This window comes from Sphingomonas sp. AP4-R1, assembly GCF_013113735.1.
Lineage (GTDB): Bacteria > Pseudomonadota > Alphaproteobacteria > Sphingomonadales > Sphingomonadaceae > Sphingomonas_I.
This window is the reverse complement of the sequence record NZ_CP053346.1, coordinates 497,687-519,670: the sequence shown is the minus strand read 5'-3', so window position 1 is coordinate 519,670 and position 21,984 is coordinate 497,687. Positions and strand designations below refer to the sequence as shown.

The 21,984-nt window shown below is 68.4% G+C and carries 24 protein-coding genes; 7 read left to right on the top strand and 17 right to left on the bottom strand.

Annotated features, from left to right (window positions below):
* Positions 1–73: 73 nt before the first annotated feature.
* From uraD to HL653_RS02465, 10 genes are all read right to left on the bottom strand, one after another.
* Positions 74–577, bottom strand: a complete 504-nt coding sequence (gene uraD / locus HL653_RS02510; protein ID WP_171743114.1) for a 2-oxo-4-hydroxy-4-carboxy-5-ureidoimidazoline decarboxylase — start codon at positions 575–577, stop codon at positions 74–76.
* Positions 574–954 carry an oxalurate catabolism protein HpxZ gene (gene hpxZ / locus HL653_RS02505; RefSeq protein WP_171743113.1) on the bottom strand — a complete coding sequence of 127 codons (381 nt, stop codon included), beginning with the start codon at positions 952–954 and terminating at the stop codon, positions 574–576. Before hpxZ ends, uraD begins: the two co-directional genes overlap by 4 nt.
* Positions 951–1,832 carry an allantoinase PuuE gene (gene puuE, locus HL653_RS02500; protein WP_171743112.1) on the bottom strand — a complete coding sequence of 294 codons (882 nt, stop codon included), beginning with the start codon at positions 1,830–1,832 and terminating at the stop codon, positions 951–953. The genes hpxZ and puuE overlap by 4 nt, the downstream gene beginning before the upstream one ends.
* Before the next feature lie 149 nt (positions 1,833–1,981).
* The gene (locus tag HL653_RS02495) at positions 1,982–3,166 is read right to left on the bottom strand and encodes an alanine--glyoxylate aminotransferase family protein (protein ID WP_171746734.1); all 1,185 of its coding nucleotides are present in this window, start codon (positions 3,164–3,166) and stop codon (positions 1,982–1,984) included.
* Positions 3,167–3,218: 52 nt separating this feature from the next.
* Complete coding sequence (locus HL653_RS02490; protein WP_171743111.1) at positions 3,219–4,517, bottom strand: allantoate amidohydrolase; 1,299 nt, start codon at positions 4,515–4,517, stop codon at positions 3,219–3,221.
* Complete coding sequence (locus tag HL653_RS02485; protein WP_171743110.1) at positions 4,511–6,073, bottom strand: gamma-glutamyltransferase family protein; 1,563 nt, start codon at positions 6,071–6,073, stop codon at positions 4,511–4,513. Before HL653_RS02485 ends, HL653_RS02490 begins: the two co-directional genes overlap by 7 nt.
* The gene (locus HL653_RS02480) at positions 6,073–7,428 is read right to left on the bottom strand and encodes an NCS2 family permease (protein WP_171743109.1); all 1,356 of its coding nucleotides are present in this window, start codon (positions 7,426–7,428) and stop codon (positions 6,073–6,075) included. Before HL653_RS02480 ends, HL653_RS02485 begins: the two co-directional genes overlap by 1 nt.
* Before the next feature lie 96 nt (positions 7,429–7,524).
* The gene (locus HL653_RS02475) at positions 7,525–8,856 is read right to left on the bottom strand and encodes an AtzE family amidohydrolase (RefSeq protein ID WP_171743108.1); all 1,332 of its coding nucleotides are present in this window, start codon (positions 8,854–8,856) and stop codon (positions 7,525–7,527) included.
* Positions 8,853–9,011 (bottom strand): AtzG-like protein, encoded by a 159-nt coding sequence (locus tag HL653_RS02470; RefSeq protein WP_171743107.1) that lies wholly within the window; start codon positions 9,009–9,011, stop codon positions 8,853–8,855. Before HL653_RS02470 ends, HL653_RS02475 begins: the two co-directional genes overlap by 4 nt.
* Positions 9,012–9,057: 46 nt before the next feature.
* Complete coding sequence (locus tag HL653_RS02465; protein ID WP_171743106.1) at positions 9,058–9,369, bottom strand: DUF1272 domain-containing protein; 312 nt, start codon at positions 9,367–9,369, stop codon at positions 9,058–9,060.
* A gap of 133 nt (positions 9,370–9,502) precedes the next feature.
* Between HL653_RS02465 and HL653_RS02460 the strand changes: the two genes are divergently transcribed.
* Entirely contained in the window at positions 9,503–12,088 is a 2,586-nt protein-coding gene (locus HL653_RS02460; protein WP_171743105.1) for a GAF domain-containing protein, read from the top strand.
* 105 nt (positions 12,089–12,193) lie between these two features.
* Here the strand turns inward: HL653_RS02460 and HL653_RS02455 are convergent, their stop codons facing one another.
* The 4 genes from HL653_RS02455 to HL653_RS02440 form a co-directional block, all read right to left on the bottom strand.
* A complete protein-coding gene (locus HL653_RS02455) occupies positions 12,194–12,634 on the bottom strand; it encodes a cytochrome c (protein WP_171743104.1) in 441 nt (146 codons plus the stop codon).
* Positions 12,635–12,638: 4 nt separating this feature from the next.
* A complete protein-coding gene (locus tag HL653_RS02450; RefSeq protein WP_171743103.1) occupies positions 12,639–14,228 on the bottom strand; it encodes a flavin monoamine oxidase family protein in 1,590 nt (529 codons plus the stop codon).
* A 173-nt stretch (positions 14,229–14,401) separates the two neighbouring features.
* Positions 14,402–14,605, bottom strand: a complete 204-nt coding sequence (locus HL653_RS02445; RefSeq protein ID WP_171743102.1) for a YqaE/Pmp3 family membrane protein — start codon at positions 14,603–14,605, stop codon at positions 14,402–14,404.
* Positions 14,605–14,868 (bottom strand): hypothetical protein, encoded by a 264-nt coding sequence (locus HL653_RS02440; protein ID WP_171743101.1) that lies wholly within the window; start codon positions 14,866–14,868, stop codon positions 14,605–14,607. Before HL653_RS02440 ends, HL653_RS02445 begins: the two co-directional genes overlap by 1 nt.
* A 161-nt stretch (positions 14,869–15,029) precedes the next feature.
* On the opposite strand from HL653_RS02440, the gene rpmB reads away from it, so the two are divergent.
* Positions 15,030–15,317, top strand: a complete 288-nt coding sequence (gene rpmB, locus HL653_RS02435) for a 50S ribosomal protein L28 (RefSeq protein ID WP_171743100.1) — start codon at positions 15,030–15,032, stop codon at positions 15,315–15,317.
* A gap of 136 nt (positions 15,318–15,453) precedes the next feature.
* The gene (locus HL653_RS02430) at positions 15,454–15,843 is read left to right on the top strand and encodes a glycine zipper 2TM domain-containing protein (RefSeq protein WP_171743099.1); all 390 of its coding nucleotides are present in this window, start codon (positions 15,454–15,456) and stop codon (positions 15,841–15,843) included.
* Between the two features lie 138 nt (positions 15,844–15,981).
* Here the strand turns inward: HL653_RS02430 and cobT are convergent, their stop codons facing one another.
* The 3 genes from cobT to HL653_RS02415 all read right to left on the bottom strand — a co-directional run bounded on the left by cobT (position 15,982) and on the right by HL653_RS02415 (position 19,606).
* Positions 15,982–17,811 carry a cobaltochelatase subunit CobT gene (cobT, locus tag HL653_RS02425; RefSeq protein WP_171743098.1) on the bottom strand — a complete coding sequence of 610 codons (1,830 nt, stop codon included), beginning with the start codon at positions 17,809–17,811 and terminating at the stop codon, positions 15,982–15,984.
* 2 nt (positions 17,812–17,813) lie between these two features.
* A complete protein-coding gene (gene cobS / locus HL653_RS02420) occupies positions 17,814–18,818 on the bottom strand; it encodes a cobaltochelatase subunit CobS (RefSeq protein WP_171743097.1) in 1,005 nt (334 codons plus the stop codon).
* A 110-nt stretch (positions 18,819–18,928) separates the two neighbouring features.
* The gene (locus tag HL653_RS02415) at positions 18,929–19,606 is read right to left on the bottom strand and encodes a winged helix-turn-helix transcriptional regulator (RefSeq protein ID WP_367613586.1); all 678 of its coding nucleotides are present in this window, start codon (positions 19,604–19,606) and stop codon (positions 18,929–18,931) included.
* Between the two features lie 108 nt (positions 19,607–19,714).
* Here HL653_RS02415 and HL653_RS02410 point away from each other — a divergent pair, with 108 nt between their 5' ends.
* Genes HL653_RS02410 through HL653_RS02395 form a run of 4 tightly spaced genes read left to right on the top strand, consistent with a single transcriptional unit; the run spans position 19,715 to position 21,976 of the window.
* The gene (locus tag HL653_RS02410; protein WP_171743095.1) at positions 19,715–20,152 is read left to right on the top strand and encodes a VOC family protein; all 438 of its coding nucleotides are present in this window, start codon (positions 19,715–19,717) and stop codon (positions 20,150–20,152) included.
* On the top strand, positions 20,149–20,805 hold the full coding sequence (locus tag HL653_RS02405) for a glutathione S-transferase family protein (RefSeq protein WP_171743094.1): 657 nt from the start codon (positions 20,149–20,151) through the stop codon (positions 20,803–20,805). Before HL653_RS02410 ends, HL653_RS02405 begins: the two co-directional genes overlap by 4 nt.
* Positions 20,806–20,828: 23 nt before the next feature.
* Positions 20,829–21,188, top strand: a complete 360-nt coding sequence (locus HL653_RS02400; RefSeq protein ID WP_171743093.1) for a DUF1428 domain-containing protein — start codon at positions 20,829–20,831, stop codon at positions 21,186–21,188.
* The gene (locus HL653_RS02395; protein WP_171743092.1) at positions 21,188–21,976 is read left to right on the top strand and encodes a VOC family protein; all 789 of its coding nucleotides are present in this window, start codon (positions 21,188–21,190) and stop codon (positions 21,974–21,976) included. Before HL653_RS02400 ends, HL653_RS02395 begins: the two co-directional genes overlap by 1 nt.
* Positions 21,977–21,984 lie beyond the last annotated feature (8 nt).

Genomic DNA, 21,984 nt, shown 5'->3' with positions numbered 1-21,984 from the left:
GGCTTCAGGCGGCACCGTTCGGAGCCCGTGCTTCGACTTCGCTCAGCACGAACGGGTGGGGTGTAGGACTTGCTCACGCCAGCGCGTCCCGCAGGCGGAGATGGACGATCTTGCCGATCTCCGCGAGTGCCGTCGCGATCTCCTCGGTTTCCGTATGGCCCAGCCGCGCCTCCATCTGGCCAAGGATCCCGGCCTTGTCGGTCAGCCGCACGCAGATGATGAAGGGGAAACCGAAGCGGTCGCGATAGCGGCGGTTCAGATCGTGGAAGCGGTCGAACTCCGCCTCCGTCAGTCGGTCGAGCCCGGCTGAGGCCTGTTCCTCGTTGGAGGCGTGGGTCAGCGTCTTGTCGATCGCGGCCTTGCCGGCCAGTTCCGGGTGGGCGCGCAGCAATTTCAGCTGATCGATATGCGCGGCCCCGGCCACCACCGCCGCCATCGCATTTTCCATATCCACGATATGCGCGAAGGGGCGGCGGGCAGCGGCCTCGCGCACGATCCACGGGCTATGTTCGAACAGGAAGCCGAACCTGGCGACGAAGGCGTCGGGCGGGAGCGCGTTGATCTCCTCGATCCTCACGAATGGCCTCCTTCCATCGAGATGTGCGCGGAGACGACCTTCCAGCCATCCTCGAAGCGCACCCAGGTCTGGCTCTGGCGGCCGCGCCGGGGATCGTCCCTGCGCCGGAATTCGGCATTGGCGATGGCGAGGTCGGTGTCGAAGGTCGCGATCTCCACGCGTTCCAGCACGCGCTGGGGGGAGCCGCCGCGGCCTTTGCGGAAGGCGCGTATCTCGTCGATGCCATACAGCACCTCGCCCACGCCGTAGCGGACGGTGGTGTCGGCATGGTGGAACAGCGCGTCCATCGCGGCGACATCGTCCGCCATCAAGGCCGCCTCATAGGCGTCGAACGCCTTGCGGACGGCGGCGACGGTATCGGGATCGTTGTAGATCATGCCGGGTGAACCTCCATCCAGTGGCGGGCGATGTCGATGCGGCGGGCGATCCAGGCGTCGCCGCTGGCGATCACATGATCGAGGAAGCGCACCACGGCGGCGGCGCGCGCGGGCTTGCCGGCGATGCGGCCGTGCAGGCCGATCGACATCATGCGACCGCCCTCGGCGCGGAGCTGTTCGAACGTGTCGCGCAGGTAGGCGAAGAACTGATCGGGTGCGGTGAAGCCGTTGAGCGCGACGAACTTCATGTCGTTCACGTCGAGCGTGTAGGGCACGATCAATTGCGCGCGGCCATGCTGGCGGTCCCAATAAGGCACATCGTCCGCATAGCTGTCCGCGTCGTAGAGGAAGCCGCCTTCCTCCGCGACGAGACGCGCGGTGTTGGGCGAGGTGCGGCCCTGATACCAGCCGAGCGGGCGGGCACCTGTGACGCGGGTGTGCAGCGCGATCGCCTCGGCGATATGCGCGCGTTCCACCTCCTCGGGGACATATTGGTAATCGATCCAGCGCAGCCCGTGGCTGGCGATTTCCCAGTCGGCCGCCTGCATCGCGGCGACGGCTTCGGGGTTCGTCTCCAGCGCCTTGGCCACGCCGAAGACGGTGACGGGCGTGGCGCGTTCGGTGAAGAGCCGGTGGAGCCGCCAGAAGCCGGTGCGGCTGCCATATTCGTAGAGGCTCTCCATCGCCATCGCGCGCGCCGGGTGCGCAGCGGCGCCGACCATTTCGGAGAGGAAGGCCTCGGAGCGTTCGTCGCCGTTGAGGACGCTGTTCTCCGCGCCTTCCTCATAATTGATCACGAACTGGACGGCGATGCGCGCCCCGTCCGGCCAGTGCGCGGCGGGCGGGGTGGCGCCGTAACCGACCAAGTCGCGGGTCACTTAAGCGCCTCCCGCTTGCGGGAGGCGCGCGCACCCCAACTCCCGTTCGTCCTGAGCGCAGTCGAAGGACGTGCTGCAAAGGACGGCGCTTGAAGCCCGTCCTTCGACTACGCTCAGGACGAACGGATAATAAGGGGGCCGCATCCCCCTCACGCCTCCCACGCCGCCAGCGCGGCATCCACGCCCGCACCCGGCGGCACCTTATGCCCCTCCGCGCGCAGCGCCGCCTCCAGCGCGCCCAGCGTGATCAGCACCTTATGCTTCATCGCATTGTAGCCCATCGCGCCGATCCGCCAGATCCTGCCGGCGAGCGGCCCGAAGGCGGTGCCGATCTCGATCTCGAAATCTTCGCGCATCCGGCGGCGCACGGCCTCGCCGTCCACGCCCTCCGGGATGAGCACGCCGGTCACGTTGGTCATGCGATAGCGATCGTCGCCATAGACGGTGAGGCCCATCGCGCGCAGGCCCGCCGTCATCGCGCGCCCCGCGCTCGCATGGCGGGCGAAGCGCGTCTCCAGCCCCTCGCCCAGCACGATCCGGGCGCATTCGCGCGCGCCGTAGAGCATGGTCGTCGCCTCGGTATGATGGTTCAGGCGCTTGTCCGACCAGTAATCCATGATCATCGCCAGATCGAAATAGTTGGAGCCGATCCGCCGCCCGCGATTTTCGCTGGCGCCACCGGGGGTCTGCAGGCCCAGCTCGACATGGCGGCGGGAGAAGATCTTCTCGGCCGCCGCCTCCGAAATCGTGATCGGGGCCGAGCCGGAGGGGCCGCCGAGGCATTTCTGCAGGCCGCCCGTCACCACGTCCACGCCCCAGCGATCGGCGGCGATCTCCATGCCGCCGATCGTGGCGGTGGCATCCACATAGGACAGCGCGCCCGCCGCGCGGCAGAGGTCGCCCAGCCCCTCCAGCGGCTGCGCCATCGTGGTCGAGGTGTCGCCGTGGACGGTGGCGACCACCTTGGGGCCGAAGCGCTCGATCGTGTGGGCGATCTGGTCGAGCGGCACCACCTCGCCCCACGGCGCCTCGACGATCTCGACGATCGCACCGATGCGATCCAGAATCTCGGTCAGCAGCAGCCCGAAGCGGCCGAAATGGACGACCAGCACCTTGGAGCCCGGCGTCACCATCGAGACGAGCGCCGCCTCGATCCCCGCGCGCGCCGTGCCGTCGACCAGGAAGGTCCAGCGATTGTCGGTGCCGAAGATCGGGCGATAGAGCGCCATCACCTCGTTCATGTACGCGGTCATTTCGGGATCGAACTGGCCGAGCAGATCGGCCGCCATCGCGCGCAGCACGCGCGGGTGCGCGTTGATCGGGCCGGGGCCCATCAGCAGGCGCTGCGGCGGATCGATCTCACGAAACAGGTCAGGCCCCAAGGAATTAGGCAACGAAGTCTTCTCCCAGCAGGTCGACGAAGGCGGTGAGGACAGCCAGCGCGACCTCGCAATCCTCGCCCGTCACGCTCTCGGCCGGATTATGGCTGATGCCGCCTTCGCAGCGGATGAAGAGCATCGCCGTGGGCGCGAGCGCGGCCATCACCATCGTATCATGCCCCGCGCCCGAAACCAGACGGCGCGGCGGCTGGCCGGTCGCCGCGATCGCGCGATCCATCAGGTCCATCAGCCCGGTATCGCAGGGGGCGGCGGGCAGATCCTGCACGCGCTCCACCAGGAAATCGACGCCGCGCCGGTCGGCGATGTCGGCGATCGTGTCGACGATGCGCTCGGCCGCCTCGTTGCGCGCCTCGGGGTCGCCCGAGCGGACGTCGATCGAAAAGTCCACCTTGCCGGGGATCACGTTGACCGCACCGGGGCCGACCTGCATCCGCCCGACCGTGGCGACGACATCGCCGCCCGCGCCGCGCGCCACGCTCTCGATGGCCAGCACCATCTCGGCGGCGGCGGTCAGCGCGTCGCGGCGCAGACCCATCGCGGTGGTGCCGGCATGGCCCGCCGTGCCGGTGATGGTCGCCTGATAGCGGAGTTGGGCGGCGATGCCGGTGACGGTCCCGACCGCCCGTCCTTCGGATTCGAGGACGGGGCCTTGCTCGATATGGGGTTCTACGTAGGCTAGGATCGAGCCGGGGGGACGGGCGGCTTTAAAGAAGGTGCTGATGCCTAGCCGATCGGGCCACGGAGTAATCGCAGTTTCGTCGTTAGCCTCGTCAGGATTGAAGGCACGAAGAGCATCCGCAATCGTCACCCCATTCCGATCCGCCACGGCCAGCGCTCCGGGTTCCAGCGTGCCCGCCACGGCGCGGCTGGTCAGCATCGAGGCGGGGAAGCGCGAGCCTTCCTCGTCTCCGAACGCGATCACCTCGATCGGGAAGGGCAGGCGCCGCCCGGCCTCGTTCAGCCGCGCGACCAGCTCGATCGCGAGCATCACGCCCAGCGGCCCGTCATAGCGGCCGGCATCGCGCACGCTGTCGATATGGCTGCCGAACAGCAGAGCGGGCGCGGCGGGATCGCTCCCCTCGTAGCGGCCGACCAGATTGGCGGCCGGGTCGAGCCGAACGCTCATCCCGGCCTCGACCATCCATGCGCCGATCGCTTCCTGCGCGCGGGCATGGGCGGGCGTCAGATAAGCGCGGAACAGGCCGGTTTCGCTGTCGCTATAGGGGGCCACGCCCAGCGCATCGCAGCGCGCCTTGGCCCGCGCGCCGGAAGCTGCGCTCACCATGCCGCCACCTGACCGTCGCTGCGCGGATCGGTCGCGCCTTCCAGCAGGCCGTCCGGGTGGCGGATCAGCGCCCCGGCGTGGCCCATCGTCGAGGTGAAGGGCGGCAGCATCTCGACATCGTGGCCCGCCGCGCGCAACGCCGCCACCGTCCCGGCCGGAAAGCGATCCTCCAGCTTCAGCGTCACGCTCTGCTCGCCCCAGGTGCGGCCGAGCAGGAAGCGCGGGGCCGTCACCGCCTGCTGCAGCGACGCGCCGTAGATCACATGGCGCGCGAAGATCTGCGCCTGCGTCTGCGGCTGGCCCTCGCCGCCCATCGTGCCGTAGGCCATCGTCCGCCCGTCCGCGAAGCGCGCCAGCGCGGGATTGAGCGTGTGGAAGGGCTTGGCGCCGGGACGCAGCGGGTTCCAGCCGCCTTCGGCCAGCCGGAAGCTGGAGCCTCTGTTCTGCCAGACGATGCCGGTCTTCGGCAGCACCATGCCCGATCCGAATTCGAAGAAGATGCTCTGGATCACGCTGACGACGCGGCCCTCGCCATCGATCGCGCCGAACCATGTCGTGTCACCCGCCGAGGGCGGTTGTGGCCAGGGCAGCGCGCGGGCGGGATCGATCCGCGCGGCGATCGCATCCAGCGCGGCGGCATCGTCGAGCAAGGCCTGCGGATCGATCGTCATATGATCGGGATCGCCGACATGTTTGTCGCGGATCAGGAAGGCCTGCTTGGTCGCCTCCACCAGAGCATGGAGATGGCTAAAGCCGTCTTCGGGGCCGAGGTCGCCCAGCCGGTCCAGCACGGCGAGGATCAGCAGCGAGGCGAGGCCCTGCGTCGGCGGGGTCATGTTGTACAGGGTGGCGCCGAATGCCTCGACCGAGAGCGGCGTCACCTCCAGCGCGCGGTGCGCGGCGAGATCGGCGGCGACGACGGGGCTGCCGATGGCGGCCAGATCGGCGGCGATGTCGGCGGCGAGACTGCCTCGATAGAAGCTCTCGCAGCCTTCGGCGGCGATACGGCGCAGTGTCTCGGCAAGGCGCGGCTGGCGCAGGCGGGTGCCCTCGGCCGTGTAGCTGTCGAGGAAGCCGGGCAGGGCTTCCAGCTCGGGCCGCTTGGTGGCGAGCGTCTCGGTGAAGCTGCGCGTGACGGGCGCGCCCTGCTCGGCATGATGGATCGCATCGCGCAGCAGGCGGTCGAGCGGCAGGGTCGAGCCGGACAGTGTGAGCGCGGCCTGCCAGCCCGAGACGGTGCCGGCGACCGTATTGGCAGCGAGCGGACCGCGCGTGGGGATCGTCTCATACCCGGCGTAGAGCGGGAGATCGGCAGCCGATGCCGCGCGGCCGCAGGCGTCGATCCCCCGCACCGCGCCGCCGGGCTCCGCGATCAGCCAGAAGCCGTCGCCGCCGATCCCGGTCATGTGCGGATAGACGACCGCCAGACACGCGGCCATCGCCACCGCCACCTCCATCGCGCTGCCGCCCTCCTTCAATATGTCGAGCCCCGCCTGGCTGGCGAGATGGTGGGGCGACGTCACCATCCCCCTAAGGCTGCGCGGCGTTTCCAGCATCAGCCGGCCGAGAGCCAGACGAAGCGAACCACGAACAGGCCGGCGAGGATCAGCAGCGCCGCATCCTTGCGCCCGGCCTGCCCGCGCAGGATGCGGAGCGCGGCATGGGCGGTGATGCCGAAGGCGAGGCCGTTGGCGATCGAGAAGGTCAGCGGGATCAGGGCGACGGTGAGGAAGGCGGGGATCGCCGCCATCGGATCGTCCCACTCGATATCGACCAAAGGCGCCATCATCAGCGCGCCGACCAGGATCAGTGCGGGGGCCGTCGCGGCGAGCGGCACCAATTGCGCATAGGGTGCGACGAACATGGTGAGGAAGAAGAGCAGGCCGGTGACGATCGCGGTGAGCCCGGTGCGGCCGCCCGCCTCCACGCCGGCGGCGCTCTCGACATAGGAGGTGACGGTGGAGGTGCCCGCCACCGCGCCCACCATCGTCGCGACCGAATCCGCGACGAGGATGCGGTTGAGCCGGGGAATCTCCCCGTCCGCGCCGATCAGCCCCGCGCGGCGCGTGACGCCCACCAGCGTGCCGATATTGTCGAGCAGATCGACGAACAGGAACACGAACAGGATCTCGAACACGCCGAGGCCCGCCTTGCCGCCAAAGCCCAGCACGCCCGCGAAATCCAGCTTGAAGGCGGTGCCCGCGATCGCGCCCAGATCATACGGCGCGGGCGTCATCGAGACTTCGCCCAAAGCCCAGGCGACGATCGTGGTGACGACGATGCCGATCAGGATCGCGCCGCGCACGCCCCAGATGCTCAGGCCGGCGATGATGAGCAGACCGAGGATGGCGAGCCACGCGCCCGGCGCGTGGAGGTTGCCCAGCGTGACGGCGGTGGCGGGCGAGGAGGCGACGATGCCCGCATTCTTCAGGCCGATGAAGCCGATGAACAGGCCGATGCCGCCCGCCGTCGCCGCCAGCAGATGCGGCGGCAGCGCACGCACGATCGCCTGCCGCACGCCGCCCAAAGTCAGCGCGAGGAAACAAAGCCCGGAGATGAACACGCAGGCCAGCGCCACCGGCCAGGGCACGCCCATGCCCTGCACCACGGTGAAGCTGAAATAGGCGTTGAGCCCCATGCCCGGCGCCAGCGCGAGCGGCACGTTGGCGACGAAGCCCATCAGGATGCTGGCGAAGGCGGCGGCGAAGCAGGTGGCGGCGGCGACGGCGGCGACGGGCAATCCCGCCTGTCCCAGGATCGCCGGGTTCACCAGCACGATATAGGCCATCGTCAGGAAGGTGGTGGTGCCGGCGGCGATCTCGGTGCGAAGGTCGGTGCCGCGTTCGGCGAGACCAAAGCGGCGCTCCAGCCAGCCCGTAAAGCCCAGGTCACTCCCCGACGATGTCGCCAAATTCCGTCCCCCGATCGCAATCTCCGCCTCTCCCGGCCGGGCTCTCGTCCCTTGTCGGGAAGGTCTAGCACACGGCCTTGCCCTTACAAGCCGCCCTTACGCGCCGCACGCTGGCCACCCGCCGACGAGCCCGTCCGCCTCCAGCCGGGCGGCCAGCGCGAACAGCCGCGCCTCGCCGCCCGGCGGCCCCACCAGCTGCAGGCCGAGCGGGAGCGCGCCGCAGTCGCGGAGCGGCACGACGAGCGAGGGCAGGCCGATGAAGCTGAGCGGCTGGGTGTGGATGCCGAGATGCGCGCGCGCCGGCACGCGCTGGCCGCCCACCGCGATCATCGGGTCCGCGATCGGGGGCGCCGCGCAGGGCGTGGCGGGCGCGATCAGCACGTCCCACTCCGCGAACAGCGCATCGGCCTGCGCCGCAAACCACCGGCGGAAGCGCCGCGCATCCGCGACGATGGCGGAGGAGAGGGTGGCGCCCGCGATCAGCCGATCGCGCGTGGCCGGATCATAGGTCAGCGCGCGATCGGCCAGCATCGGCGCGTGGAAGCGCCCGCCCTCGGATGCGGTGATCAGGAAGGCGGAAGAGCGCGCGACATCCACGGCGGGAAGCTCCGCCTCGCCGGCGCCGAGATGCGCGGCGATGCGGGCCCGCGCGGCGATCATGTCGGGCGAGAGATTGCTGGCGAACCAGCCACCCAGCAGGGCGATGCTGCGCGGCATGGCGGCCTGGAGCGGGGCGCCACGCAGCGTCTCGGTCGCAAGGCGCAGGCCCTCGATGTCGGCGGCGAAGGGGCCGATATCGTCGAAGCTGTCGACGAAGGGATAGACGCCCTCCAGCGGCAGCGCCTCATGCGTCGGCTTCAGTCCGTAGACGCCGCAGAGCGCCGCCGGGATCCGGATCGATCCGTTCGTGTCCGATCCCAGCGCCAGCGGGAGCAGACCGCCCGCCACCACCGCCGCCGATCCGCCGGAGGAGCCACCGGCCAGCCGCGCGGGATCGTGCGGATTGCGGGTCGTGCCGAAATGGGCGTTGATCGTGGCGAAGCCGTAGGCGAATTCGTCCATGTTGAGGGTGGCGGTCAGCACCGCGCCCGCCGCGTGCAGGCGGTGGATCGCCTCGGCATCGCGCGTGGCGGGCTCCGCCTCCAGCCGCGCCGCATTGCCCGCCGTGGTCGGCAGGCCCGCCACGTCGAACAGATCCTTCACGCCATATGGCACGCCCGCCAGCGGCCCCGGATCGCCCCCGCCCGCGACGGTCGCATCCACCGCTTCCGCCTCGGCCAAGGCGCGTTCGGACAGGATGCGGGTGACGGCCACGCAAGGATCGGCGCGCAGACGATCGAGCGCCTCGCGGGCGATGTCGACCGCCTTGCGCTTCCCTGCCCGCACATCGGCGGCGATCGCGGCGATGCTCGCGGCGGGGCGGCTCACAGGTCGGGATGCTCGGCAAGGAAGCGATCGAGCAAGGCGGCGTGCGCGGCCAGCAGCGCCAGATTGTCGATCACGCCCGGCACGCAGGCCTCGGGCAGATCGATCCCCACCGTGGCCGCCGCGGCGCGGGCCTTCTGCTCGTCCGTCTCATCCATGCCGCATGGCTCGCATAGCGGGCCGCGCTTGTGAAGCGCGCGGGGCCTATCGCTTTTCCGGCGGAATATCGCGCAGCCGGAGCGAGAGCGCCTCGATCTCGGCCGGAGAATAGTTGAGCGAGCGACGCTGCGTGGACGGAGGACGCTGCGCGACCGAGAGGCCGGGCCGCCATTCGGTGGCGGGACGGATCGGGCGCGGCGCGAAGCCGCCGCCGCAATTGGGGCAGACGTTGAACAGGCGCGTCTCCACGCACTCCGCGCAGAACGTGCATTCATAGGTGCAGATGCGCGCTTCGGTGGCATCCGGCGGCAGATCGCGGTCGCAAAATTCACAATTGGGCCGAAGCTCCAGCGCCATCTCTGTCTCCGTCCTGCCGCCAAACCGAGCTTATGGCGATGCTCCCGCGCGTTCAACGGAGGTGCGGCTCTTTACAGAGTTTGATGCAGCCGAAGGGCCTGAGCTTCGTTATGCGCCTCATATGGAAGACTGGGTGAGCAAGGCGGCGCACGCCTCGGAAGATCAGAGACTGGCCGCTCTGGCCGACGCGAACATTCTGGATACGCCGGCGGAGCAGCGCTTCGACGATATCGTGGCGATGGTCGCGGCCATCTGCGACACGCCGATCGCGCTCGTCAGCCTCGTCGATCGCGATCGGCAATGGTTCAAGGCCAAATGCGGCGTCGATGTCGACGAGACGCCGATCGAGACGTCGGTGTGCGCGCTGGCGATCCGGCAGGACGATCTGTTCGTGATCCCCGATCTCGCCACCGATCCGCGCACGCGCGACTTCAGCCTCGTCACCGATCCGCCGCATATCCGCTTCTATGCGGGCTTTCCCCTGGTCGGGCGCGGCGGCCATGCATTCGGCAGCCTGTGCGCGATCGATACCGCGCCCCGGCCCGGGGGGCTGACGGAGCGGCAGGCGCTGGCGCTGGAGGCGCTCGCCCGGCAGACCGCGCTGGAGATCGAGCGCGGCGCGGGCGCGCGGCGGAGCGCGGCGGACCCGTCGTCCGCACGCAGCATCGGCGTGTGGGACTGGGACGTCCCGAACGATCGGGTCGTGGCGGACGTGGGCGCCGCGACCTTGTTCGGCGTGGATCCGGAGCGTGCGGCGAAGGGCGCGCCGATCGCCGAATATTTCGACGGCATCCATCCCGACGACGTCGAGCAGACGCGGCTGGGCGTGCAGGCCGCGATGACGACGGGCGATCCCTTCACGATCGAATATCGGCTGCGCGGGCCCGACGGCAACTGGCGCTGGATGCTGGCGCAGGGGCGCTGCGAGATGGCGGCGGACGGCACGCCGCTGCGCTTTCCGGGGATCAGCTTCGATATCCACGCGCGCAAGACGGCGGAACTGCGGATGGCGGCTCTGCTGCAGCTGGGCGACCGCCTGAGCGCGTCGGGCGACGCAGCGGAGCTTGCCCATGCGGCGTCGGAGATCCTCGGACGCACACTGGGATCGATCCGCGTCGGCTACGGACTGATCGATCCGGTCGCCGAGACGATTTCATCGGAGCGGCAATGGTGTGCGCCGGGCATCGGGCCTTATCCGCCCACGCTCCATTTCCGTGACTATGGCAGCTTCATCGATGATCTGAAGGCCGGCGAGACGGTGGCGATCACCAATGTCGATGTCGATCCGCGCACGCGCGATCTGGCGGAGATGGCCAAGGCGCTGGACGTCCATGCGCTCGTCAACCTGCCGCTGATCGAGCATGGCAAGTTCGTCGCGCTCCTGTTCGTCAACCAGGATCGGCCGCGCGACTGGACCCCGGAGGAGATCGCCTTCATCCGCGAAGTGGCCGAGCGCACGCGCGCGGCGGTGGAGCGGCGGCGGGTGGAATGGGCGCTGGAGGCGCTCAACGCCTCGCTGGAAGAGCAGGTCAGCGCGCGCACGCGCGAACTGATCGTGGTCGAGGAAAGCCTGCGCCAGTCGCAGAAGATGGAGGCGGTGGGGCAGCTGACCGGCGGCCTCGCGCATGATTTCAACAATCTGCTGACCGGCATCTCCGGCGCGATCGAGATGATGCAGGTGCGGATCGCGCAGGGGCGGCTGGGCGAGCTGGATCGCTACGTCTCGGCCGCGCAGGGCGCCGCGCGCCGGGCGGCGGCGCTCACGCACCGGCTGCTCGCTTTCTCGCGCCGCCAGACGCTCGATCCCAAGCCCGTCGACGTCAACCGGCTGGTTTCGGGCATCGAGGATCTGGTGCGGCGCACGGTGGGGCCGGATCTGCATGTCGAGGTGGTGGGCGCGGCCGGACTGTGGCCGGCGATGGTGGATCCCAACCAGCTGGAAAATGCGATCCTGAACCTGTGCATCAACGCGCGCGACGCGATGCCGAACGGCGGCCGGATCACGATCGAGACGGCGAACAAATGGCTCGACCAGCGCGCCGCGCGCGAGCGCGATCTGGAGCCGGGCCAATATCTGTCGCTGTGCGTGACGGATACCGGCACGGGCATGACGCCCGAAGTGCAGGCGCGCGCCTTCGATCCCTTCTACACCACCAAGCCGATCGGCGAGGGCACGGGGCTGGGCCTGTCGATGATCTATGGCTTCGCGCGCCAGTCCGGCGGGCAGGTGCGCATCTATACCGAGGTGGAGATGGGCACGACGGTGTGCATCTATCTGCCGCGCCATCATGGCGAGGCGGGCCCCGACGAGGAAGGTGCGCAGACCAGCCTCGAAGCGCAGACGCGCGATCCCGATTCGCGCACCGTGCTGATCGTGGACGACGAGCCCACCGTGCGGATGCTGGTGATGGAGGTGCTGGGCGAGATGGGCCATTCCGCGCTGGAAGCGGGGGATGGCGCGTCCGCGCTCCGCGTCCTGCAATCGGGTGCGCGCGTCGATCTGCTCATCACCGATGTCGGGCTGCCGGGGATGATGAACGGCCGTCAGGTGGCGGATGGCGCGCTGGCTCTCCTGCCCGATCTGCGCGTGCTGTTCATCACCGGCTATGCCGAGAATGCCGTGATCGGCAATCGCCAGCTCGATCCGAACATGGCCCTGCTCACCAAGCCCTTCGCGATGGATTCGCTCGCGGCCAAGGTGCGGGAAATGCTGGCCTGAACTGTTCTCTCCGTTCGTGCTGAGCCTGTCGAAGCACCGTCCTTCTTCTGGAGCGATCCAAGAAGAACGGCCCTTCGACAGGCTCAGCGCAAACGGGACAGGGGACTACCGCTCCGGCGTAGGCGGCGTGCCGTAGAGCTTCGTCACCTCCGCTTCCGTGACCGGCGCGGCATAGGCATTGCCGAAATGGGTGCGGATATAGCCCACCACGTTGGCGGCCTGCGCGGGGCTCAGCGTGCCGACGAAGCCGGGCATCGCGCCGCGGCCTCTGGCCACCGTCACGATCGGATACGCGGCGGCGGCGAGGCGGGGATTGCCCGCCAGCGCGGGCATGCGGCCCGCGCCCTCGGCGCCCTTGCCGTCGGCCATGTGGCAGGATTGGCAGACCGTCTTGTAGACCTGCTCGCCCGTGACGGGCACGGGCGCCTTGGTGCCGCCGGGGCCGGGCTCGTCGGCGTGTGCCGCGCGGGCGACCAGCAGGGCGGCCGTGATCGCCAGCAGGGGCGTGGTGGCGCGCAGGGCGGTGCGGAGGATCGTCTTCGGCATCGGATCAGGCCTCCAGCGCGCGCTTGTGCAGACGGGTGATGGCGTCGAGCGAGGAGAGCAGGGCCCCCTCCATCCAGCAGCCGACATAGGAGGCATGCTCGCCCGCCAGCACGACGCGGTCGTCGATCCCCACCAAAGTCTGGTAATGCTGCTTGCGCGTCTCCTCGTTCCAGCGCGCGCAGCAGCCCATCGTCCACGGCACGCGGCTCCACGCCACCGACGCGCCGTTGCGATACTCCTTGCGATATTGCTGCGGGTGGAACACCGATCCCTGTGCCAATGCCGCCTCGATCCGCTCCTCGGGCGTCATGCCGCCGAGGCGATAGGCGCCCATGCCGCTGGCGAAGGCGCCCAGCAGCACGGCCGGGCCATCCTTCAGATAATCGAAATTGGGATAGGAGATCAGGCTGATCTCCTGATTGGTGAAGCTGTGGCCGCCATAGATGGCCTGATCTTCCTCCCAGAATCGGCGGCCCATCTCGAGCCCGATCTTCACCGAATTGGTATAGGGCACGGCCGACACCGCCGCTTTCATCGGATCGGACAGGTTCGATTCGATCTGGTTGAGGATGCCGAGCGGGATCGTGCAGACGACATAATCGGCGCGCGCCGTCTGCGCCTGCCCCTTCGCCGTATCCGTGTAGGAGACGGTGACGCCCTTCTTGTCCTGCAGGATCTTCGTCACCTTCGCATGGTGCGTGATCATCGGCTGGACCTGCCGGGCGAAGGCCTTGCCGATCATGCCCATGCCGCCGACCGGCTGGAACATGGTCGTCTGGAACTCGTAGTTCATGAAGAAGGCCATCTGCGTCCAGATGCGCGAATCGAGTACATCCTTGAACGCGAAGGGCTCGGACGGGATCGGCGCGCCGTTGACGCCGCCGCCGGGCGGCCGATCGAAGCCGCGATGCTCGGACGAGCGCAGGTTCTTCGCGTAGCGCATGTCCTTGTCGAGCATGCCCCAGTCGCGCAGCGCTTCCTTCAGGCGATCGCGATCCTCGGCCGTCAGCGTCGAATCGAGCGCCTTCTGGTCGATCGACTTGTTCAGCAGCTCGGCGACATTGCCTTCGAAATCGGCGGCCAGCGCCTTGAAGCGCTGCGGCCTGCCGCCGAACGCGTCGCTGTGGACATAGGCATTGTGGTTGAACTGGATGAACGGCTCCAGCTTCACCCCGAACGCCTTGCAATAATGGAGCAGGGTGCGGTGATGGTGCGGGATGCGCCACGGGCCGGGGTTCAGATAATTGCCCGGCGCGAACTGCACCGTCTGCGTGGCGCCGCCGAGTTCGGTGTACGTGTCGCCGCCGTAGAGCGACCAGTTCCGCCCGCCCGCGCGATCCTGATATTCCAGGATGCGGACGGTATAGCCCGCCTTGGTCAGCTCATAGGCGGCGAGCATTCCCGCCAGCCCGGCGCCCAGCACCAGCACGGTCGCGCCCTTGCGCGCGCCGGAGAGATTGGGAGGCCCGGCGAACTGGGTTTCGGCCGCATGCGCCATGGTCGTCATGGCCTGATAGAGCGCAGCGGTGCCCCCGATCATGCCGATCGCGGTCAGCAGCTCGCGCCGAGTCGGCGATGTCCCCAGATCCGTCATTCAGGCCCCCCTTGCCCTATCCCCGAGGGGAAATGTGACGGGTTCGCTGTGGGGCGGCAATGGTCTGGGGCGGCGCGGCGATTTCAGCACGAAATGGCCGCTTTTGTCCGATTCGATCGCGGATTCCGGTCGTCGCGCGGCACAAGCGGGCGCCGCGCGACGATATTCCGGCGTCAGCGCGGTCGCACGCTCGTCGCGACGGGCATGGGCGCGAACAGGATCGCCAGCGCGTAGATCACGCCCGGCACCCACCAGAAGAGGGTGAGCAGCACGCCGATCCAGAAGGAGGGGCCGAGTCCGCGCGCCAGATACACGGCCAGCGGGGGCAGCAGGACGGCGGCGATCAGCGCGCCGATCGAGGGGGCGGGGCGGGCCATCACTCGGGCTTCTTCACGGCGATGGTCGGCACGTCGACCGAGGTCTGCTTCTGCTCCACCTTCACGTCGGGGACGGAGACGGCCTCCTTCTTCGTGCCGAGCGAGATCGAGCCCGTATCCGCATTCACCTTGGGCAGCGATCCGCCGGAGATGGCGACCTTCGGCAACTCGCCCGGCGTGCCGGAGAATTTGAAGAATCCGGTCGCGACTCCGACGATCCCGACGATGACCACGATCACGAGCAGGGTGACAATCGCACGCATGACAGGCTAATCCTCTCGAATATCTGGCCGGACAACGGTTCGGACCCGTTCCGGTTGCGTGTGATATCCGCGGGAATGGCCTCCCGAACTTGACGGGGCGCCCTTCCTTCCTTAAGGGCCGCGACCTTCCGGTATCAACCGATCAAACGGGATTTAAGCGCATGTCGCGTATTTGCGAGCTGACCGGCAAGGGCCGGCAGGTGGGTCACAACGTGTCTCACGCCAACAACAAGACCAAGCGGACGTTCCTGCCGAACCTGCAGAACGTGACGCTGATCTCCGATTCGCTCGGCAAGGGCGTGCGCCTGCGCGTGTCCACGCACGGCCTGCGTTCGGTCGAGCATGTCGGCGGCCTCGACAACTGGCTGCTGAAGACCTCGTCCGAGAAGCTGTCGCTTCGCGCGCGTCGCCTGAAGCGCGAGATCGAGAAGTCCAAGATCGCAGCCTGAAGGGGCGTCGGCGGAGGCTGAACCTCCGCTAACGGCTCCATTCAGACGCCACTCAGCCGCGAATCGCTAGACAGCGATTCGTGGATGGGAAGTGTCCCGTCCCCGGCATCCGTGCCGTGGTGCGAGGAGAGTGGCGATGTTCAAGCAGATCGGCTTTGCCGCAGCGATGCTTGCGGCGTCCGTCTCCGTGCCCGGAGCGGCCGATGCCCAGCGCTGGCAAGGCGAGCGCGGCTATTATCAGCAGATCGATCAGCGCGATTATGATCGCCGTGGCTACGACCGTGGCGGCTATGATCGCGGCTATGACGATCGCGGCTATGGGCGTGGTCCGGGGCCGGGCTATGACCGGCGCGGCTATCGCGGCCGGGGCCGCTGCGACAAGGGCACCGGCGGCACCATCATCGGCGCGATCGCGGGCGGCCTGCTCGGCAATTCGGTAGCGGGCCGGGGCGATCGCGGCGTCGGCACGATCGTGGGCGCCGGCGTCGGCGCGCTGGCGGGCCGCGCGATCGATCGGGATTGCTGATTTTCCCCAACCCAAATCCGTTTGGTTCGAGCTTAGCCGAGAGCCCGTGCTCCGCGTCCCGGCTTCTCGACTTCGCTCGAAGCCTAGGCCAGTTCTCGACAAGCTCGAACCAAACGGGATTGGGGGTAAAACTCCCCCTCAGGCGTCGTCGAACAGCCCCGCCAGCTGCTCGATCATCGTGCCGCCCAGTTGCTCCGCATCCATGATCGTCACCGCGCGCGCATAATAGCGCGTCACGTCGTGGCCGATGCCGATCGCCACCAGCTGCGCCGGCGAGCGCGCCTCGATCCAGCCGATCACCTGGCGCAGATGGCGCTCCAGATAGCTTCCCGAATTCACCGACAGCGTCGAATCGTCGACCGGCGCGCCGTCCGAGATCACCATCAGGATCTTGCGCTCCTCGGGCCGCGCCATCAGGCGCGCGTGGGCCCAGAGCAGCGCCTCGCCGTCGATATTCTCCTTCAGCAGCCCTTCGCGCATCATCAGGCCGAGATTCTTGCGCGCGCGCCGATAGGGCTCGTCCGCGCGCTTGTAGACGATGTGGCGCAGATCGTTGAGGCGGCCGGGCGCAGACGGACGGCCCGCCGCCAGCCACGCCTCGCGCGATTGCCCGCCCTTCCAGGCACGCGTGGTGAAGCCCAGTATCTCCACCTTCACGCCGCAGCGCTCCAGCGTGCGCGCCATGATGTCGGCCGAGATCGCCGCGATCGAGATCGGGCGGCCGCGCATCGATCCCGAATTGTCGATCAGCAGGCTGACGGTGGTGTCGCGGAAATTGGTCTCGCGCTCGATCTTGTAGGAGAGCGAATGGCCGGGGCTGGTGACGATCCGGGCGAGGCGCGCGGCGTCCAGCAGGCCCTCTTCCTGATCGAAATCCCAGCTGCGATTCTGCTGCGCCATCAGGCGGCGCTGGAGCCGGTTGGCGAGCTTGGTGACCGCGCCCTGCAGATGCGTGAGCTGCTGATCCAGATAGGCGCGCAGCCGCGTCAGCTCTTCTTCGGTGCAGAGTTCGCCCGCCTCGACGATCTCGTCGAAGCGCGTCGTGTAGCTCTGATAGTCGAGATGGCCCGGCATATCGCCGCTCGGCCGGTTCGGGCGGCTCGGCAGCATGCCGTCCTGCCCGTCCTCGCCCATCTCGCTGTCGCCGTCGAAATCGCCTTCGCGCTCTTCCTGGCCGTCGGCTTCTTGCTCGCTGTCCTGACCCTGCTCGGAGCGCTGCTCGCTCTGCATCTGGTCCGAATCGCCGGGCTGGTCCTGATCCTGCTCGCTCTCGCCGGATTCGTTCGATTCGTCCTCGCCGTCGGATTCGTTCGCATCCTCGGGCTCGTTCGGCGCCGCCTCGGCCTCGATCAGCTCCAGATCCTGCAGCAGGCGGCTGGCGAGCGCGGCGAAGGCGGCCTGATCGTCGAGCGCGAGGCCCAGCGCGTCCAGCCCGCTGCCGGCCTTGTCCTCGATCCAGTCGCGCACCAGCCCCAGCCCCGCCTTCGCGGAGGCGGGCGGGGCGTCACCGGTCAGCCGCTCGCGCACCATCAAGGCCACGGCGGTGCCCAGCGGCACCTCCGCCTGAGTGCGCGCGCGCGTCAGCGGATCGGAGCGCAGCCGCACGTCCAGCGCGTGCGTCAAATTGGCGCGCACGCCCGCCATCTCGCGCGCGCCCAACGCCTCGACGCGCGCCTGCTCGACCGCATCGAAGACGGAGCGGGCGACGGCCTCGTGAGGGGCGTTGCGCGCGTGGACGGCGGGATTGTGATGCCGCTCGCGCAGCGCGAAGCCATCGGCGAAGCCGCGTGCCTCGGCCACCTGCTCGGCCGGAAGCCCACGCGCCGGCATCGGCACGCGCACTTGCTTGAACGAGGAGGACGGCGCCTCGGAGGTGAAGCTCAGCTCCAGCTCCGGCTCGTGCGCCATCGCCCGCGCGGTGCCGGCCAGCACCTCGCGAAAGGCTTCGATGGGCGTGCGCTCCGCCATGCCTATTTCTTGGCCACGACGCTTTCGGGCAGATCCTTGCCGAACACGCGCTGATAATATTCGGCCACCAGCGGGCGCTCCGCCTCGTCGCACTTGTTCAGGAAGGAGAGGCGGAAGGCCAAGCCGATATCGTTGAAGATCAGCGCGTTCTGCGCCCACGAGATCACGGTGCGCGGGCTCATCACGGTGGAGATGTCGCCCGCCATGAAGCCCTGGCGGCTCAGTTCGGCCACCTTCACCATGTTGTCGACGGTCTTCTTGCCCTCGGGCTTGTCATATTCGCCGCTCTTGGCGAGCACGATCCGCGCCTCGGTCGCGGCCGGCAGATAGTTGAGCGTGATCACGATGTTCCAGCGATCCATCTGGCCCTGATTGATCTGCTGGGTGCCGTGATAGAGGCCCGTCGTGTCGCCCAGACCCACCGTGTTGGCGGTGGCGAACAGGCGGAACCACGGATTCGGGCGGATCACGCGATTCTGGTCGAGCAACGTCAGCTTGCCCTCGGTTTCCAGCACGCGCTGGATCACGAACATCACGTCCGGCCGGCCCGCATCATATTCGTCGAATACGAGCGCGGAGGGCGTCTGCAGCGCCCACGGCAGCAGGCCTTCGCGAAACTCGGTGACCTGCTGGCCGTCGCGCAGCACGATCGCGTCGCGGCCGACCAGATCGATGCGGCTGATGTGCGCGTCGAGATTGATGCGGATGCACGGCCAGTTGAGGCGCGCGGCCACCTGCTCGATATGGCTGGATTTGCCGGTGCCGTGATAGCCCTGCACCATCACGCGCCGGTTGAACGCGAAGCCCGCGCAGATGGCCAGCGTGGTTTCCGGATCGAACACATAGGCCGGGTCCAGATCGGGCACGCGCTCGTCCGCTTCGGAGAAAGCGGGCACTTCCATGTCGCTGTCGATCCCGAACGCCTCGCGCACTTTCACCATACGATCCGGCGCGTCGAGGATCGTCGCATCGCGACTGTCGGGCTGGACGTTGGGAATATCGGTCATGCGATCCTCGGGACGTTTCTCAGGGCGCCAAACATGCGGGCCACGGCTCGGTGCCTAAGCAGGCGGGGCGGTGATCGCAATGCTTGAGATATCGCGGTGCGATATGGGGCTCAGATTTTGGGCGGCAATGCGAAAAGGGCGGCGAAGCGTGTGGCGAGGGGGCGATCGCCGGTGATGCGAAGCGCACCCTCGGCCTCCATCGGCGCGGGATCGCGCTTGCCGTAGATCCAGGCGAGGATCGGGAAGGCGGTGTCGGCCTCCACCGTCACGTCGGGCGCCTCGGCGAAACCGCGCTGCACGACGATGTCTTCGCCGGCCACCTCCGCCACGAAATGGTCGGCGCCCAGCCGCACGCCGATCCGGCACGCGAGATCGCCCATCCGGCCCGACACCAGCATCGTCCGCATCGACATCATCAGCGATGCGCCGCTCATGAAGGCGGTGGGATCATGCAGCGGGGATCGCGCGGCCCAGCGGCCCAGCGCCATGATCGCGCCTTCGCTCTCGCGGCCCCAGGGGGTCAGATCATAGACCTGCACGTTGGCGGGCGGCGCCAGCTTGCGGCGCACGAGGATCGCGGCCTCCTCCAGGCTCTCCAGCCGCTGGGTGAGCACGTTGGCGCTGATGCCGGGCAGGCCGGTCTTCAATTCGCCGAAGCGGCGGGGTCCGTACATCAGCTCGCGCACGATCAGCATCGACCAGCGCTCGCCCACCAGTTCCAGCGCCAGCGCGGTGCCGCAGGCATCGTCATACCAGCGCTTCGGCGTCCTCTTTTCTCCTTCGGTCACTTTTTCTAACTTCATGGTTGTTTTTAATAACTCGTGTCGTCATCGTGCGCAAACCGAATCGGCGCACACCCTGCTGAACAGGGGCGGCCGTTGAACAGGAGAGTGGCGATGGCGAAGATGATCTTCGTGAACCTGCCCGTGGCGGATGTGGCCAAGGCCACCGCTTTCTACGCGGCGATCGGCTTCGAGAAGAACGAGACATTCTCCAACGATCGCGGCTCCGCGATGGTCTGGTCGGAGGCGATCCACGTGATGCTGCTGGCCCATGATTTTTACGCCACCTTCACCGACAAACAGATCATCGACGCGAAGACGCAGAGCGGCGCGCTGATCGCTCTCTCGTTCGACGATCGCGCAGGCGTGGACGCCTTCACCGGGGCGGCTTTGGCCGCGGGCGGGCGCGAGCTGCACGATCCCGAGGATCTGGGCTTCATGTATTCGCGCGCGTTCGAGGATCTCGACGGCCACGGCTACGGCCCCTTCACGATGGACATGGCGGGCTTTCAGGCGGCGCAGGAAACGGCGGCCGAGGAGCCGGGCGCATGACCCCCACGATCACCGCCTTCAACTGGGTGCCCGATTTCGCGCGCGGTTTCGTCCGCGACATCCGCGCGCGCTGGGCGTTCGAGGAGATCGGCCGGCCCTATGCGGTCGATCTGGTCGACGGGAAGAGCATCAAGCTGCCCGCGCATCGGCGTTTCCAGCCGTTCGGCCAGATCCCCACCTATCGCGACGATGGGGTGGCGATCTTCGAATCGGGCGCGATCGCGCTGCGCATCGCGGAGGAAGGGGGCGGGCTGCTGCCCGACGATCCCGAGGGCCGGATGCGCGCGATCCAGTGGGTGATCGCCGCGCTCAATTCGGTCGAGCCCTATGTGATGCAGCTCGCCGTGGTCGATGTGTTCGAGGCGGACCGGCCCTGGTCGGCGGAGCGGCGGCCGCAGGTGATCGCGGATCTGGAGGAACGGCTGGCCGATCTGCAGCAGGCGCTGGGCGAGCGGACGTGGATCGACGGCGGCGATTTCACCGTGGGCGATCTGATGCTGATCTCGGTGCTGGGCGGGCTGCGCGGGACGGGGGTGCTGGACGGCTTCCCGCAGCTGGCCGCTTATGTCGCGCGCGGCGAGGATCGGCCTGCGCATCGCAAGGCGATGGCCGATCACCTCGCCGATCTCGCGGACGCGCCGGTCGCGGCCTGATCCGGCGGCAGGGGAGACACGCCATGGCCTATGTCGAAGGGTTCGTGATCCCGGTGAAGGCGTCCGACCGGGCCGCCTATCTGGACGTGGCGACGAAGGCGGCCGCCCTGTTCCGCGAGTTTGGCGCGCTGCGCGTGGTGGAATGCTGGCCGGACGACGTGGCCCACGGACACACCACCGATTTCCACAGGGCCGTGAAGGTGGAGGAGGGCGAGGTGCCCGTCTTCGCCTGGATCGAATGGCCGGACAGGCGGGCGCGCGATGCGGGCTTCCGCGCCGCGATGGACGATCCGCGCATGGCGGAGGCGCCGATGCCGTTCGATGGCAAGAGGATGATCTTCGGCGGCTTCGTGCCGATTCTCGATACGCAGGGAGAAGGGTGATGGCGAACCAGCATGGCGAATGGGTCTGGTACGAACTGCTGACGAGCGACGCCGATGCGGCGCAGGCTTTCTACGAAAAGGTCGTCGGCTGGACCATCGCGCGCGGCGAACTCAACGGCGAGCCCTCGCCGATGGACTATCGCATCATGACCGCGCCGGACGGGAAGAATGCGGGTGGCCTGATGAAGCTGCCCGAAGGCGCGCCGATGCCGCCCGTGTGGCTCGGCTATATCGGCGTGAACGATGTCGATGCGGCGGTGTCGGCTGTGGAGCATGATGGCGGCCGCCTGCACATGCCGGCGATGGAACTGGAGGGCGTCGGCCGCTTCGCGTTCCTCGCCGATCCGCAGGGCGTGAATTTCTATGTGATGCGCGGCTCGGTCGACGCGCGCAGCGAGGCCTATGATCGCCGCGCGCCGGGCCATTGTTCGTGGTGCGAGCTGATCGCGCCGGACGATGCCGCCGCGCTCCATTTCTACGGCACCCTCTTCGGCTTCGTGAAGGATGGGGCGATGCCGATGGGCGAGATGGGCGACTACAGCTTTCTGCGGACGGCCCATGGCACGGAGCCGTTCGGCGCGGTGATGCGGCAGCAGCCGAACCAGCCCGTGCCCGCCTGGGTCTTCTATTTCCGCGTGGCGGACGTGGATGCGGCTGCCGAGACGATCAAGGCCGAGGGCGGCACGGTCGTGATGGGGCCGATGGAGGTGCCGGGCGGCGAGCGCGTGATCCTCGCGATCGATCCCCAGGGCGCGGCCGTCGGCTTCGCCTCGGGCGAGCAGGGCTGAGGGGGTGG